The organism is Pseudomonas sp. S04, from assembly GCF_009834545.1.
In the GTDB taxonomy this organism is placed as follows: Bacteria; Pseudomonadota; Gammaproteobacteria; order Pseudomonadales; family Pseudomonadaceae; genus Aquipseudomonas.
This window is the reverse complement of record NZ_CP019427.1, coordinates 3,090,899-3,105,709: the sequence shown is the minus strand read 5'-3', so window position 1 is coordinate 3,105,709 and position 14,811 is coordinate 3,090,899. Positions and strand designations below refer to the sequence as shown.

Below are 14,811 nucleotides of genomic sequence, written 5' to 3'. Positions count from 1 at the left end.
GGTTCTCCGAGACCGATCAGCGCAGCAGCGGCCGCAGCAGCTCGCGGGAAATGATGTGCCGCTGGATTTCCGAGGTGCCTTCCCAGACCCGCTCGATCCGTGCGTTGCGCCAGATGCGCTCGACCACACACTCATCCATCAAGCCCATGCCACCGAAGATCTGCACCGCCTCGTCGGCGACCTTGCCCAGGGTTTCGCTGGCGAACAGCTTGGCCATGCCGGCTTCGCCATCGGTCATGCTGCCCTGGTCCATCTTCCAGGCGGTGTGCAGGGTCAACAACTCGGCCGCACGGATCTGCGTGGCCATGTCCGCCAACTTGAACGAGATACCCTGGTAGGTGCCGATCGGCTGGCCAAACTGCTTGCGGTCCGCCGCCCATTGCAGCGAGACGTCCAGCGCCCGCTGCGCCTGGCCGACACAGTTGGCGGCAACCATCACCCGCCCGGCGGTCAGCCAGGCATTGGCCACGTCCCAGCCCTTGCCGACTTCACCCAGCACCTTGGAGGCTGGCACGCGGCAGTCGTCGAAGAACATTTCGTAGGTGTGGTAGCCGCGGTTGCTCACGCATTTCGGGCCGCGGCGGATGGTCATGCCCGGGGTATTGCGGTCGACCAGGAACGAAGTCACGGCGTTGCGCGGACGGCCGTTATGCTCGTAGGTGTCGGTCACGGCAAACACGATGGCGAAGTCGGCGTGCCCGGCGTGGCTGATGAAGTGCTTGCTGCCGTTCAGCACGAAGTCGTCGCCGTCCCGTACCGCGCGGGTCTTGATCGAGTTGGCATCGGAGCCGGCACCCGGTTCGGTGAGGGCGAAACAGTCGATTTTTTCGCCCTGGATGCACGGCAACAGATAGTCGTTGATCTGCTGGCCGGTGCACGCCATGAGGATCTTCGAGGGACGTGCGACGAACACGTGCAGCGCCCAGGAGACCTTGGACAGCTCCCGCTCGATCAGCGCCTGGGACAGGTAGTCCAGGCCGCCACCGCCCACCTCTTCCGGCATGTTGAACGCATAGAAGCCGGCGGCGATCGCCTTGCCGCGAATCTGCGCCGCCAGCTCGGGCGAGACGTCGTCGGCGCGGTCCACCGCCTCTTCATAGGGCAGCAGTTCCTTGGTGACAAAGCTGCGTACGGCGTCCACCAACATTTCTTGTTCTTGGGTCAGTTGGAAATTCATGCTGCTACCTGTTGTTCGTGTGCTGAATGAGGTGGGGGCGTTAGCGTCCGATAAACCGCGCCGGGCGTTTCTCGGCGACGGCGCGCAGGGCTTCGCTGGCGTCTTCACTGCGCCCGCACAGCAGGCCGGCGGCCAGTTCGGCCTGGAGTTGTTGCGCCAGGCAACGGTCAGCGCCTTCACGCATGAGCTGCTTGGCCTGGGCGAAGGCAAAGGTCGGTCCATTGGCCAGACGCGTCGCCAGTTGCGCGGTGACGCTGTGCAGTTGCTCGTCGGCGCAGACTTCGCCCACCAGCCCTGCGGCCAGGGCTCGTTCGCTGCCCCACAGCTCGTCGAGGAACAACAGGCGCTTGGCCTGCTCACTGCCAATCAGGCGCGGTAAGTGCCAGCTGGCACCGGCATCTGGCGAGTAAGCCATGCTGGTGTAGCCGGCCTTGAAGCGCGCCGATTGCCCGGCGATGCGCAGGTCGCAGCACAGGGTCAGGTCCATCCCGGCACCCACGGCGGTACCGTTGATGGCGGCGATGGTGGGTTTTCCCAGGCTGTGCAGGCGGTTCATCAAGGCATGGGCGGTTTCGGTCCAGCCGTAGCTTTCCAGGGCCCCCCGGGCCTCGGCGGCCGCCCATTCATCGAGGTCGGCACCGGCGCAGAAACTGCGGCCACTGCCGGTCAACACCACCACCCGCACCTGCGGGTCGGCGTTGTAGCCATCGAGCAAAGCGTGCAGGTATTTCAGGGTCGGAATGTCGAGCGCGTTGCGCTGGGCGGTGCGATTGAGGGTGATCCAGGCAACGCCGGCTTCAACCTGGCTGAGCACGGCAGAATCAGTAGTCATGGGAATCCTCGAATTATTGTGTTTGGCCTGAGGTGCTGCGACTTGAGGCCATACTAAACGAGTGTTCAACAAGGCGGCAATCGTTGGGAAAATCTGCTGTAACAGCGGTTGATCGTGAATATCTTGTTGTATTTAAAGGATTTGTTTGTTGGTGGCGGTTAGCTGGAGATCGCGCTGTTACAACTTTGCACAACTGATGACAGCATCTGTGGGGGCTGGCCTGCCAGCGCAAGGACGGCGCGGTGCATCAGGTTGTGCGCGTTATCGTTGGCGACCATCGCGAGCAGGCCGCAGCGGGCGCTCGCTCCTACAGGGTCTGGTGTATGCAGGGACCTGTGGGAGCTGGCTTGCCAGCGATGGTTGCAAGGACGACGTGGTGCATCAGGCAGTGTGCGTCATCGTTGGCGACCATCGCGAGCAGGCCGCAAGCGGGCGCTCGCTCCCACAGGGTCTGGTGTATGCAGGGACCTGTGGGAGCTGGCTTGCCAGCGATGGTTGCAAGGACGGTGCGGGGCATCAGGTTGTGCGCGTCAACGTTGACGACCATCGCGAGCAAGCTCGCTCCTACAGGGTCTGGTGTATGCAGGGACCTGTGGGAGCTGGCTTGCCAGCGATGGTTGCAAGGACGACGTGGTGCATCAGGCAGTGTGCGTCATCGTTGGCGACCATCGCGAGCAGGCTCGCTATAGGGGGTGAGTGCGGGGTTATGCGGTGGGCAGTTGCGGGGCCAGTGCGCCCTGGCGTTTGCGGTGGATCAGGAAGTAGGCGCCGTAGCACAGGGCAATGAAGCCGAAGCCCCAGTACAGCGACGGGCGTTGGGTTGGGTCTAGGGCCAGGAAGACGAACAACGAGCAGCACAGGGCGATGCACACCAGCGGCAGCACCGGGAACCACGGGGCGCGGTATTTCAGGTCTTCAAGCTTGCCGCCATCACGCAGGTAGGCCTTGCGGAATTTGTATTGGGCCAGGGCGATGACGATCCAGGTCACGGTACCGGACATCCCGCTGACGGCCATCAGCACCATGAACAGGGTGTCGGCGGCGACGAAGCTGGTCATCAGCGACACCAGGGCAAAACACAGGGTGATGCTCAGGGCACGCAGTGGCACGCCGCGTTTGCTCAGGGGCGACAGGCTTTTCGGTGCCATGCCGGTCTTGGACATGGCCCAGAGGATCCGGGTCGAGGCGTAGAGGCCGGAGTTGCCCACCGAGAGGATCGCGGTGAGGATCACGAAGTTCATCAGGTCCGCGGCGTAGGGGATACCGACCATGTCGAACACCTGCACGAACGGGCTCTCCATCAGGCCCGCCTGCTGCCACGGAACGATGGCGGACAGCACAATGATCGCCAGCACGTAGAAAATCAGCACGCGGAACACTACGTTGCGCACGGCCCGCGGAATGCTCTTTTCCGGCTGGTCGGTCTCACCCGCTGCCACCCCCATGATTTCGCAGCCCTGGAAGGCGTAGACCACGGTCATCATCACGGCGAACACCGCTGACAGGCCGTTGGGAAACACTGAATCGCCGATCAGGTTGCTCATGCCCGGTGCCGGTGCACCGCTGCTCAGCGGGATCGCGCCGAAGATCACCAGCACGCCGACCACGATAAAACCCAGGATCGCCGCGACCTTGATCCCCGAGAACCAGTACTCGGCTTCGCCGAAGGCTCGGGTGGCCAGGGCGTTGAGGCCGAACAGCACCACCACGAACAGCGCCGACCAGTACCAGATCGGTACTTCAGGGAACCAGCGCACCATCAGCATGCCGGCGGCAGTAAATTCCAGGCCTACGGTGGTGGCCCAGCTCATCCAGTACACCCAGCCGATCATGAAGCCGGTGGCCGGGCCGATGAACTTGGTGGCGTGGGTCTGGAACGACCCCGACACCGGCATCTGCACCGACAATTCGCCCAGGCAGACCATCACCAGGTACATCAGGAAACCTGCTACCAGGTACGCCAGGATCGCGCCCACCGGACCGCCCTGATTGATGGTCACGCCGGAGCCCATGAACAGCCCGGTGCCGATCACGCCGCCCAGCGACAACATGAAAATGTGCCGGCTTTTAAGGGCGCGGGTCAGGTGGATGCCTGTACGTTCAGTGGTTTGCGTCATGTCAGCACCCCAGGCGAGTGAGGTGGACGGGATCAGCTTTACGGCCATTCATTATTATTATCTCCAATAAGCTTCGAAGACCGCGCTGTGGCGGTTGCCTCGATTATTGGAAGGCCATGTAAGTTCGCGTTGACGGTAAAGATCGAAGTTGTAGAAAGTCGTAACAGATTTGTACGTCAGCTCTGCAACAGACCTTTGAGGGTCTGCAGGGCTTCGTGGAACTGGGCATCGACCTGGGGTGCGAGGTCACGCAGGGCGGATTCGGCGTTGCCCAGCGCCGCGTCCTCCAGCGCCCGCAAGACCTGGGCCAGGGCGCGGAAACCCAGGGAGTCACTGCTGCCGGCCAGGCGATGGGCCAGGTGTGCGACCTCGGTGCAGTCTTCGGCCGCGATGGCTTCCGCCAGGGCCCCACGGTGCTGGATGATCGAAGTGCGCAGCACCGTCAGCAGACCCAGCACCTTCTGTTCGCCGAGCAATGTGCGATGGGTATCCAACAGCGGCCAGTCCATGGCCCCGTCCTGCGTTGTGGGTTCGGCTGACGGCGTCTGCCCCGCCAGGACCGCGCGCAGTTCGGCCAGTTTCAGCGGCTTGGCGAGGATGCCGTCCATCCCGGCATCCAGATAGCCGCGCACGAGTGCCGGTTGTACGCTGGCGGTCAGGGCGAAAATCCGCGTGGCGCGGTTCGGCCCGGCACCGCCACGGATCTGCCGGCACAGTTCGACGCCGCTGATCCCCGGCAAGTGCACGTCCAGCAGGATCAAATCAAACGCCTGGGCGGCGCACTCGGCCAATCCCTGCTGGCCCTCCTCCGCGAGCCAGACCTGGTGCCCGTCCTGTTGCAGCAGGCCGCTGACCACCTCACGGTTGAGCGCCACATCTTCGACCACCAGGATCTTCAGCGTCGGGCCGCTGGCCTGCTCGACGGGTTCATCGACCAACTCGCCCGCCGGCGCCAGTGTCAGCTCGAACCAGAAGCAACTGCCACGTCCCGGCTGGCTGTCGACCCCGATGCTGCCGCCCATTTTCTGCACCAGGTGTTTGCAGATGGCCAGGCCCAGCCCGGTGCCGCCAAAACGTTGCGCCACTTCCTCACTGGCCTGGGTGAAACGCTCGAAGATCTTTTCCTGCATGGCCGGGTCAATGCCGATGCCGTTGTCGGTAATGCTGACCCGCACGCGTTGCCCGTCGAGCCCCGGTGTCGGCGCCAGCAGCATCACCAGCACACTGACCTCACCGCCCTCGGTGAACTTGATGGCGTTGGCCAGCAGGTTGCTCAGCACCTGGCGCAGGAACTGTTCGGCCGCCAACTGGCGTGGCGCCAGCTGCGGGTCGATCAGGCAATGCAGGCGCGTGCGGTTGCCCAGCGCCCGAGGCTCAAGCAGGGTCAGTACCTCATCCAGTAGTTGGCGCAAGGAAAAGTTCACCGGCTCCAGGTGGGTTTCGCCCTCCTCCAGGCGCGCGAAGTACAACACCTCGTTAAGAATGCTCAGCAAACCTTCACCGGCCTTGTGCAGGGCATCCAGGCGTTTGCCGTCGAGTTCGTCCAGGCGCGGGCTGCGCAGCAGTTGCGCCATGCCGAGAATGCCATTGAGCGGCGTGCGCAATTCATGGCTCATGGTCGCCAGGAACCGTGACTTGGCGAGGTTGGCCGCCTCGGCTTCGTCCTTGGCGCGCATCAGGCTGGCGGTACGCCGTTCGACCATGCGCAGCAGGTCATCGCGGTTGTGCTGCAGGGCCAGGCGGTCGGATTCGCGGCGGTCGATGTCACTGAGGATCGCCCGGCGCATGTCGTCCAGGGCGTGGGCCACGGTGTCGATTTCATCCGGGATGCCACTGCGGCTCTTGTCCAGGCGCAAGGGTTCCTGCCACTCGCCGGCAGCGATGCGCCGGGCGAACCCGGCCATCACTTGCAGGTGGCGGGTCACCAGACGGTAGAACAATCCGGACAGCGCCACCGCCAGGCCACAGAGAAACACACTCATCCACAGCAGGCTGGTCAAGCCAGTGGCGTACAGCCGCTGGTGCACGGCCCCCAGGTCAGTGCTGACTTCGAGTTGCCCCAGGTGACGTTTTTCCCCGGAAGGCGGCTGGTAATCCAGTTCGAAGCGCTCGATGCGCAAAGGCCCGAGCGGCTGCGGATTGCCCTGCAACAACTCGAAGTCCGGGCTGCTCAGGCGCACCCGCGCCACGTCGGAGAAATCCACCAGGCCCCGTAGCTGGACGTTCAACTGCTCCTGGTTGAGGTCCCACAGGCTGCGTTCCAGACTGGCCAGGTAACCGGCGCGAATCAGCTCCATGCGCGAGTCGATGTCACGCATCTCGCGGCGGTACTCGAAGTACAGCTGCACGGTGCTGGCGAGCACGGTAAAACACAGGCTGAACAACAGGATGAACAGCAGCAGGCGTCGCAACAACCCACCGGGCCGGGCGCGGATCATTGCGCGTCCGCCGGCAGGCTGACCATGTCGCGGTAGGTGACTTCGCTTTCGTTGAGCCAGCGTTCGATGTCGCCGGCCTCGACCATGCGCTGCAACTGGGCATCGATCTGCGGCATCTGGCTGGCCAGCGCCGAGCGCCGCGACACTGCGATCCGCAGGTAGTCGACGCTCAGGGGCTGGGGCAAGGCGACGATGTCCTGGGCGCCTTTCAGGTGTTCGACGTACAACTCGCCGGTGCGCCGCTCCTGGGTGATGAAGTCGATGCGCCCGCGAATCAGCTTGCCGAAGTTCTGCTCACTGTTGGAGACCCATTCGATATTGTTGCTGCGAGCCACCAACCGGTCGAAATCCACCCCGTAGCTTTCCCCGAACAGCAGGCCGCCGCGGTACTGGGCGAGGTCTTCGAGGCGTTCGAAGCGCACCGGGTGTTGCCGATTGATGAACACCGCGACGTCCTCGCGCAGCACCGGCACCCGGGAAAACACCAGGCTTTGCTCGCGCTGCGCAGTGCTGTAGGCCAGCACCACGTCGACCCGACCCTCGGCGGCGTCCAGCAGGCAGCGTTTCCAGTTGCCCAGCACCACGGTCTCGACCTCATAGCCCAGCGCGCCGAACAGGTGCTTGACCACGCTCGGGGCCAGGCCGCGCACCTGCTTGCCGTCACTCCAGGAGATCGGTGGGTACACCGGGTAATCGCAATAGCGGACCTTCTCGGCAGCCATGGCGGTACCGGCGCCGAGCATCAGTAACAGCCCGAGGGCGCGCACCATCGCCTCAGGCCGCCACACTGGCGGTAAACAGGTAACCGGCGCCGTGAATGGTAATGATCAACTGCGGCTCGGCCGGGTCGTCATGCAACTTGCGCCGCAAGCGCCCCACCAGCACGTCGATCGAGCGGTCGTTGGGCACCCACTCGCGGTTGCGGATCTGGTCCATCAACTGGTCGCGGCTCAGGGTGTGGCCGCTGTTGCGCAGGAACACGCTGAGCAACTGGTATTCGCCGTGGGTCAGCAGGGTCTCGTTGCCGGCGTCATCGATCAGGCGCCGGCGATCGGTATCCAGGGCCCAGGCAGCGAATTGCTTGACCGGCTTGGCCGCGGCGGCGAGTGGCTGGGGGGCTTGGGCATGACGCACCCGGCGAATCAGGTTTTTCGCCCGGGACACCAGTTCCCGGGGGTTCAGCGGCTTGATCACATAGTCATCGGCGCCGCACTCCAGGCCGACGATACGGTCGATTTCGTCGTTGCGCCCGGTGATCAGGATGATCCCGACCTCCGAGCGCACCCGCAGTTCGCGGGTCAGGGTCAGGCCGTCCTTGCCTGGCAGGCGGATGTCGAGCATCACCAGGTCGACCGCCTGGCTGGCGAGGAAGGTATCCGCGGCCTCCGCCGTTTCGGCGCAGTGGACCGCGTACCCTTCCTGGGACAGGTAGGCGTGCAGCAGTTCGCGAATCAGCGGATCGTCGTCGACGATCAGTACCCGAGGAGTCATCGCTTGAAGTCCTGCGTGTGCCCGAAGGCGTGTTTCTTATTAGAGTGGTTTTGCGTTTCAGCGGCTGATCCTAGCCTCTGCTGAACGATCGATCAACAGCTGCCGGTCGGTACGCAGAAACGCTGGCGCCCGCCGGCCAGGAGCCCATCGACCCAGGCTTCACAGATCTGCATGCCCTGCTCCGGGCTGAAGGTCCCGGGGTTGAGTCCGGACTCCAACCACAGGCCATCGAGCAAGGCGCTCAGGCCAATAGCCGCGAGGTCGGCATCGAAGTGTTCCCAGCCCTCCTCCTGGGCCAGTTCGGCCAGCACCTTGCGCAAGATACCGCGGTACTCGCCATAGGAGTGTTCGTGGGCCAGGTTGATTGCCTCGGCGGTTTTCACCGCGCCCCAGAACGCCAGCCAGGCATCGATCAGTTGCGGGTCCAGCAGTTCGGCGGAAAACGAGCCACGAAAGAACGCCGACAATCGCTCCCGCGCAGTCGGCGCGGCCTGCTCCATGGCCTCGCGCAGCAAAGTCATGACCCTCCCGGTGATCGCCATGTAGGCTTCGGCCACCAGTTCGTCCTTGCCCGAATAGTGGTGGCTGATCAGCCCCACCGAGACCCCGGCCTCAGCGCAGATCTTGCGAATCGATGCGCCCTGGAAGCCATGGCGCTTGAGGCACACCAGGGTCGCCTCGATCAGATTGGCCTTGCGCAGCTCCGGTTCCATGCGTGAAAAACGGGCTTCCTGACTCATGGGCGACTCTCTCCTTGGATCGATCATTGGGGCCCTGCACCGCCCCTGCGTTGAACGACTGTACAGCAAGAGTGCGCCCAGTCTCCAGCCTCAACCGCGTTCAGTCACGATAGCCTGGGGCAATGCGCTCGAGCAGGCGCAACATCGCCGCCCAGGCCAGTTGCATGGCATCCGGATCGCTCAACTGGCCCTCTTCCAGGGGCCGGCCGGGGTCGTTGAACTGGCGCTCGGTGTGCGCGCAGACCTCGTGGGGCGGCAGCAGCAATTCGCCACAGGCCTGGGCCGCCAGTTGGATCTCGCAGGCCTTTTCCAGGTAATACATGCGCAAGAACGCCTGGCCCACGGTGGCGCCCACGGTCAACAGGCCATGGTTGCGCAACATCAACACCGGCTTGTCCGCCAGGTCGTGCACCAGGCGCTGCTGCTCGCTGAGGTCCAGCGCCACACCTTCGTAGTCGTGGTAGGCAACCCGGCCGTAGAACTCCATGGAAATCTGATTGACCGGCAACAGCCCGCACTTCAAGGCCGCCACCGCACAACCGGCGCGGGTGTGGGTGTGCAGCACGCACTGGGCGTCGTCACGGGCGCCGTGGATCGCACTGTGGATGACAAAACCCGCCGGGTTGACCGGGTATTGCGACGGCTCTACGGCATGTCCGTGAAGGTCGATTTTCACCAGGTTGGAGGCGCTGATTTCATCGAACATCAAGCCGTAGGGGTTGATCAGGAAGTGGTGCTCCGGCCCAGGCAGGCGCACCGAGATATGGGTGAAGATCAGGTCGGTCATGCGAAAGTGCGCGATCAAGCGATAGCACGCCGCCAACTCTTCACGCAGGCGCTGCTCGGTGGCGCTGCGCTCGACCGGCGCATCAGGGGGGCTGACAAATTGCTTCATTGGCGAGGTTCTCCAGGCAGATGGCTGGGCAGACAGTAAGGCTGGACGGGGCAAGCGTCCAGCCGCGCGGCTTATTTGCTGGCCCAGGCGTTGAAACGCTCTTCCAGTTCTTCGCCGTGATCGACCCAGAAGCCGACGTCCATCGACAGCGCACCCTTGAGGTTCTGCGGCGCGGTCGGCACCCAGCGCGCGAGCGACTGATCCAGGCGTGCCGCGGCCTCGGTATTGGTCGGACCGTAGGGAATCTGCTGCACGTACTTGACCTGGGCATCGGGCTGATTGGTGAAGGCGATAAACCGCTTGGCCTGATCGACATGCCGGGAGCCCTTGATGATCGCCCAGTAGTCCATGCCGTACAGGCTGCCCGGCCAGACCAGGCCCAGGTGACTGCCGCCCTGGGCGGCGGCGGCAATCCGCCCGCTGTAGGTCGAGGTCATGACCACGTCGCCGGCGGCCAGCCATTGTGCCGGTTGTGCGCCGGCTTCCCACCACTGGATATGGGGCTTGAGTTCGGTCAGCTTGGCGAAGGCGCGGTTGACCCCTTCAGGAGTGCCCAGGACCTGGTAGACGTCCTCGACCTTGACCCCGTCGGCCAGCAAGGCGAACTCCAGGTTGTACACCGCGCGTTTGCGCAGGCCGCGCTTGCCGGGGATTTTCTCCACGTTCCAGAAATCCGCCCATGAGGCCGGGGCCTGGGCCAGCTTGTCGGTGTCATAGGCAATCGCCACGCTCCACACCAACGCGGCGGAACCGCACTCCTGCGCGGCCTCGGGAATTAATTGTGCGGCATGCCCCAGTTGCGTCCAGTCCAGGCGCTCGTACATGCCCTCTTCGCAGCCGCGCATCAGGTCCGGGCCTTCGATCTGCACCACGTCCCAATCGACGTTGCCGGTGTCGACCATCACCTTGATCCGGGCCATTTCGCCGTTGTATTCGCTCTGGATCAATTTGCTCTGGTCCAGCGCGCTGAAGGGCTGGAAAAACGCCACGTCCTGGGCTTTCTGTCCGGCGCCGCCGTATCCGACCACCACCATGTCCGGCGCCGCCTGAACGCTGCCCATGGCCATGGCCAGGGACAACAGCAAGGGATAACGAGCGAGCTTGAGTCTATTGGCTTTCATCTAGCAGTCCTCGTGCAGGTGCCACCCGGAGCAGGACCGGCGTGACCCATTTTTATTGTTGTGAGGTTCGCCCCAGGAGCGGGCGCCAAATGAAAGTACTGCAAGCCTTAGTAAAAAAACAAGTTGATTTTTTACTGCCGGTAAATTTCTATAGGGCAATAATAACAACGCCGAAGCACGGCCTTTCGGCTTCAGCCTGCCTGGAGTAAGCGCACCATGCCGACCTCGTCCCCCGCCTTTGCCCATCTGTTCGAGCCCTTGCAGATCCGCGGCAAACGCCTGAAAAACCGCATCATGTCCAGCGGGCACGACACCTCGATGCCGACCGACAACCTGGTCAACGCGCAACTGATCGCCTATCACCGGGCACGCGCCGAAGGCGGTGTCGGGCTGATCGTGCTGCAGGTGGCCGGGGTCCACGACAGTGCGCGCTACACCTCCCATGTGCTGATGGCCACGGACGACGCCTGCATCGAGGGTTACCGTGAGCTGGCGCGGACATGCCACGAGCATGGCACCCTGGTGCTGTCGCAGATTTTCCACCCGGGGCGGGAAATCATGGAGTCCAGCGACGGTCTGCTGGCCGTGGCCTACTCCGCCTCTGCAGTGCCTAACGAGCGCTTCCGGGTGATGCCACGGGCGCTGGACCAGGCGATGATCGATGAGATCGTCGCCGGTTATGCGGCGGCCGCTCGCCGCCTGCATCAGGCTGGGATCGACGGGGTCGAGGTGGTCGCCAGCCATGGTTACCTGCCCGCGCAGTTCATCAACCCCCGGGTCAACCGACGCACCGATCACTACAACGGAGACCTCGAACAACGCCTGCGCTTCCTGCGGGAAGTGATCGCTGCAGTGCGCGCCAGCACCGATGAGCAGTTCATCATCGGCCTGCGGATTTCCGCGGACGAGCGTGACCCCGAAGGCTTGAGCGAAGATGAGTCCCTGGCCAGTGTGCAAGCGCTGCAAGCCCAGCTGGACTACGTGCACATCGTCGCCGGCACCTCGGCCTCGCTGGGCGGTGCAGTGCACATCGTGCCGCCGATGGCCATCGAAGCGGCGTACCTGGCCAAAGAAGCCGGGACCTTCAAAGCTGGCCTGAAGATTCCACTGTTCGTTACCGGCCGGATCAACCAGCCCCAGGAGGCCGAACTGATCCTGGCCCGGGGCCAGGCCGATGTCTGCGGCATGACCCGGGCGCTGATCTGCGACCCGCAAATGCCCAACAAGACCGACGCCGGGCGTGCCGAAGACGTGCGCGCGTGCATCGCCTGCAACCAGGCGTGCATCGGGCACTTCCACAAGGGATTGCCGATTTCCTGCATCCAGCACCCGGAAACCGGGCGCGAACTGATCTACCGCCAACGCGCGCCAGCGACTCGGCGCAAGCGCATCATGATCGCCGGCGGTGGCCCGGCCGGAATGAAGGCCGCAGCGGTGGCCGCCCAGCGCGGGCACGAGGTGACCCTGTACGAAGCCAGCTCGCAACTCGGCGGCCAGGTGCTGTTGGCCCAACTGCTGCCGCGCCGCGCCGAGTTCGGTGGAGCCAGCACCAACCTGCAGCGCGAGATGCAATTGGCCGGGGTGCGCGTAGTGCGCAACACCCGGGTCGACCGGGCACTGGTGGAGCGCGAACAGCCGGACCTGGTGATCGTTGCGACCGGGGCCGAACCTTACTGGCCAAACTTCGAGCGTGGCGGTGAATTGCAGGTGGTCGACGCCTGGCAGGTGCTCAAGGACGAGGTGCCGATCGGCCGTTCAGTGGTAGTGGTGGACTGGCGCTGCGACTGGATCGGCCCAGGTATCGCCGAGCGCCTGGTGCGGGCTGGGCATCAGGTCCAGTTGGCGGTCAATGGCACTCATTGCGGGGAAAACCTGCCGCTGTACGTGCGTGACCAACTGGCCGGCGAACTGCATAAGCTCGGCATCCCGATCACTCCGTATGCCCGGCTCTATGGCTGCGACGACAACACGGTGTACCTGCAACACACCGCCAGTGGCGAGCCAATGCTGCTGGAGAACATCGACACCCTGGTGTTGTGCCAAGGCCACCAACCGGTGGATACCCTAGGTGCCGAACTGCAAGGGCTAGTGGAGTTTCGCCGGATCGGCGACTGCCTGGCACCGCGCACCGCCGAAGAAGCCATCTACGAAGGCCTGAAAGTCGCCTGGGAGCTTTAAGCCTGTTTATACTCCGGGACTTTAGGTTTTGGCTTGGGCGCAAATTCCCGCTTTTAACTGTAGGAGCGAGTGCCCGCTTGCGGCTTGCTCGCTCCTACACGGCCCGCGCTCAAGCCCCTCCCGGTCTGGAATTCGCCATGAGCAACAGCAACACGCCTGCGCCCGACATCGGCAGCGCTGCGCCGCATTTCCTCGGCACGCGGATTCGCGGCCTGCGCAAACGCCGGGGCATGACCCTGGCGCAGCTGGCGCAGTTGAGTGAGTTGACCGCCGGTTACATCAGCCAACTGGAACGCAACCTCGCCTACCCGTCGATCCCGGCGCTGTTCAACATCGCCCGTAGCCTGGGCGTGACCATCCAGTGGTTCTTCGCCAGCGAAGTGCCCACGGCCCCCGAAGACCAGGGCGTGGTGGTGCGCAAGAACAGCCGCCTGAGCGTGCACTACGAAGACGGCATCGTCGACCACCTGCTCACCCCCCAACCCAACCGCCAACTGGAAATGCTCCACTCGCGCTTCCCTCCCGGCACCTACAGCCAGCAAAGCTACAGCCACGACGGCGAAGAAGCTGGCTACCTGCTGTGCGGCAGCTTCGAGCTGTGGGTCGGCGATCGGCATTTCCAGCTCAGCGAAGGCGACAGCTTCAGCTTCTCCAGCCAGGAACCACACCGCTACGGCAACCCTGGCGAAGTGGATGCGGTGGTGATCTGGGTGATTACTCCGCCGACGTTTTAACGCCGCACGCGCCCACTGGTTGCTGTAGCCCCCGCACGCTTGAGGGTGTCGCTCGGCAGTTCCTTGAACAGTGCCCGGTAGCTGCTGGAAAAACGTCCCAGGTGCCAGAATGACCAGTGCATTGCCACTTCGGCCACGGTGGTCTGGCCGGGGTGGCTGCCGAGCAGTTCGCGGCGGGCGCTGTTGAGGCGGCGCAGGCGCAGCCATTGGGTTGGAGCCATGCCGGTGTAGGTCTTGAAGGCGTGTTGCAACTGGCGCAGGGAAACCCCGGCGACCTGGGACAACTGCAGCAGATTGAGCTGTTCTTCCGGGGTATCGGCTGCCCACTCGCCCACTCGTTTCATGAGCACCCGCTCCCCTGCCCGGCGCTGCAATGCACCCTGGTCGAGGCAGACGCAGGCGTTGTCGAGGATGAACAGGCAGTCGTCCAGCAGTTGCTGGGTCAGGGCTTCCCGGCTTGGCGGGTCGATGGCTTCGGACAGCCGGGTCAGCGTGCCGCTGAGCCAGCGGCTGAACAGCGCGTTCTGCTGCGAGTTGAGCGGCGCCATGAACAGGCCTTCCAGGCGTTCGATGCTAACGCCATGGCGCTGCAGGAACTGCGGACCGAAGACCACGGCCACTTCCTGGTAATTCTCCGGGGTGATCCAGATATTGCGGCTTTCGCCGTTGAGCACGTAGAGCGCGTTGTCGCTGCGGTCGAAACAGAACGCCAAGGCCCCCGGTGGCGCGCTGAAATTCTGCTCGACCCGGGTGTTCATGCATTCCTCGTAAATCTCTACCCCCTGCAAGTCCAGATAGCGCACCAGGCCGGCGAAGTGCCCGGGCGACATCTGCTGGTAGTGCTGCACCCACCCAGGGGTCGCGCGTATCTGGTCGGCGACGTCTGCGGTGTTGAAAGCCTGCACATGCAAGGGATTTGGCGCTGTCATGGGGGAGATCCGCGCGCACTCTTTTGGTGCGCTTGATGGCTGCTGAAAGTGGATAGATGGAACCGTAACGCTGGCCCAAGATAGTCGTCAACGCGCTACAGGGGAAGTCTCTGTGCACAGCAAGCCTGACTCTGGCGCGGATAAAACCAATAACGAGGT

Annotated in this window: 12 protein-coding genes; 2 read left to right on the top strand and 10 right to left on the bottom strand. The window is 63.8% G+C overall.

What is annotated here, in order from left to right; all coding sequences use genetic code 11:
• Nucleotides 1-16: 16 nt before the first annotated feature.
• The 9 genes from PspS04_RS13745 to PspS04_RS13705 form a co-directional block, all read right to left on the bottom strand.
• The gene (locus PspS04_RS13745) at nucleotides 17-1,177 is read right to left on the bottom strand and encodes an acyl-CoA dehydrogenase family protein (protein WP_159995913.1); all 1,161 of its coding nucleotides are present in this window, start codon (nucleotides 1,175-1,177) and stop codon (nucleotides 17-19) included.
• Nucleotides 1,178-1,217: 40 nt separating this feature from the next.
• The gene (locus tag PspS04_RS13740) at nucleotides 1,218-2,009 is read right to left on the bottom strand and encodes an enoyl-CoA hydratase/isomerase family protein (protein WP_159995911.1); all 792 of its coding nucleotides are present in this window, start codon (nucleotides 2,007-2,009) and stop codon (nucleotides 1,218-1,220) included.
• Between the two features lie 704 nt (nucleotides 2,010-2,713).
• Entirely contained in the window at nucleotides 2,714-4,126 is a 1,413-nt protein-coding gene (locus PspS04_RS13735; protein WP_159995909.1) for an amino acid permease, read from the bottom strand.
• 176 nt (nucleotides 4,127-4,302) lie between these two features.
• A complete protein-coding gene (locus PspS04_RS13730; RefSeq protein ID WP_159995907.1) occupies nucleotides 4,303-6,564 on the bottom strand; it encodes an ATP-binding protein in 2,262 nt (753 codons plus the stop codon).
• A complete protein-coding gene (locus PspS04_RS13725) occupies nucleotides 6,561-7,334 on the bottom strand; it encodes a substrate-binding periplasmic protein (protein WP_159995905.1) in 774 nt (257 codons plus the stop codon). Before PspS04_RS13725 ends, PspS04_RS13730 begins: the two co-directional genes overlap by 4 nt.
• Before the next feature lie 4 nt (nucleotides 7,335-7,338).
• Nucleotides 7,339-8,055, bottom strand: a complete 717-nt coding sequence (locus PspS04_RS13720; RefSeq protein ID WP_095170257.1) for a response regulator — start codon at nucleotides 8,053-8,055, stop codon at nucleotides 7,339-7,341.
• Nucleotides 8,056-8,147: 92 nt separating this feature from the next.
• Nucleotides 8,148-8,795, bottom strand: coding sequence for a TetR family transcriptional regulator C-terminal domain-containing protein (locus PspS04_RS13715; RefSeq protein WP_159995903.1), 648 nt, complete (start codon nucleotides 8,793-8,795; stop codon nucleotides 8,148-8,150).
• A gap of 100 nt (nucleotides 8,796-8,895) precedes the next feature.
• Entirely contained in the window at nucleotides 8,896-9,690 is a 795-nt protein-coding gene (locus PspS04_RS13710; protein WP_159995901.1) for a class II aldolase/adducin family protein, read from the bottom strand.
• A gap of 71 nt (nucleotides 9,691-9,761) precedes the next feature.
• Nucleotides 9,762-10,757 (bottom strand): ABC transporter substrate-binding protein, encoded by a 996-nt coding sequence (locus PspS04_RS13705; protein WP_442966644.1) that lies wholly within the window; start codon nucleotides 10,755-10,757, stop codon nucleotides 9,762-9,764.
• Between the two features lie 270 nt (nucleotides 10,758-11,027).
• Between PspS04_RS13705 and PspS04_RS13700 the strand changes: the two genes are divergently transcribed.
• Together PspS04_RS13700 and PspS04_RS13695 are read left to right on the top strand one after the other, a co-directional pair.
• Entirely contained in the window at nucleotides 11,028-12,989 is a 1,962-nt protein-coding gene (locus tag PspS04_RS13700) for an oxidoreductase (RefSeq protein WP_159995897.1), read from the top strand.
• A gap of 137 nt (nucleotides 12,990-13,126) precedes the next feature.
• Nucleotides 13,127-13,723, top strand: a complete 597-nt coding sequence (locus tag PspS04_RS13695; protein WP_095170252.1) for a cupin domain-containing protein — start codon at nucleotides 13,127-13,129, stop codon at nucleotides 13,721-13,723.
• On the opposite strand, the gene PspS04_RS13690 is transcribed toward PspS04_RS13695, so the two are convergent.
• Entirely contained in the window at nucleotides 13,720-14,652 is a 933-nt protein-coding gene (locus tag PspS04_RS13690) for a helix-turn-helix domain-containing protein (RefSeq protein WP_159995895.1), read from the bottom strand. The two genes, PspS04_RS13695 and PspS04_RS13690, sit on opposite strands and share 4 nt — an antisense overlap.
• Nucleotides 14,653-14,811 lie beyond the last annotated feature (159 nt).

Bases quoted from the DNA above. Each gene is read 5' to 3' on its own strand.
- PspS04_RS13735 (WP_159995909.1), bottom strand. From the start codon at position 4,126: ATGACGCAAACCACTGAACGTACAGGCATCCACCTGACCCGCGCCCTT.
- PspS04_RS13720 (WP_095170257.1), bottom strand. From the start codon at position 8,055: ATGACTCCTCGGGTACTGATCGTCGACGACGATCCGCTGATTCGCGAA.
- PspS04_RS13700 (WP_159995897.1), top strand. From the start codon at position 11,028: ATGCCGACCTCGTCCCCCGCCTTTGCCCATCTGTTCGAGCCCTTGCAG.
- PspS04_RS13715 (WP_159995903.1), bottom strand. From the start codon at position 8,795: ATGAGTCAGGAAGCCCGTTTTTCACGCATGGAACCGGAGCTGCGCAAG.
- PspS04_RS13740 (WP_159995911.1), bottom strand. From the start codon at position 2,009: ATGACTACTGATTCTGCCGTGCTCAGCCAGGTTGAAGCCGGCGTTGCC.
- PspS04_RS13710 (WP_159995901.1), bottom strand. From the start codon at position 9,690: ATGAAGCAATTTGTCAGCCCCCCTGATGCGCCGGTCGAGCGCAGCGCC.
- PspS04_RS13705 (WP_442966644.1), bottom strand. From the start codon at position 10,757: ATGGCCATGGGCAGCGTTCAGGCGGCGCCGGACATGGTGGTGGTCGGA.
- PspS04_RS13695 (WP_095170252.1), top strand. From the start codon at position 13,127: ATGAGCAACAGCAACACGCCTGCGCCCGACATCGGCAGCGCTGCGCCG.
- PspS04_RS13730 (WP_159995907.1), bottom strand. From the start codon at position 6,564: ATGATCCGCGCCCGGCCCGGTGGGTTGTTGCGACGCCTGCTGCTGTTC.
- PspS04_RS13725 (WP_159995905.1), bottom strand. From the start codon at position 7,334: ATGGTGCGCGCCCTCGGGCTGTTACTGATGCTCGGCGCCGGTACCGCC.
- PspS04_RS13690 (WP_159995895.1), bottom strand. From the start codon at position 14,652: ATGACAGCGCCAAATCCCTTGCATGTGCAGGCTTTCAACACCGCAGAC.
- PspS04_RS13745 (WP_159995913.1), bottom strand. From the start codon at position 1,177: ATGAATTTCCAACTGACCCAAGAACAAGAAATGTTGGTGGACGCCGTA.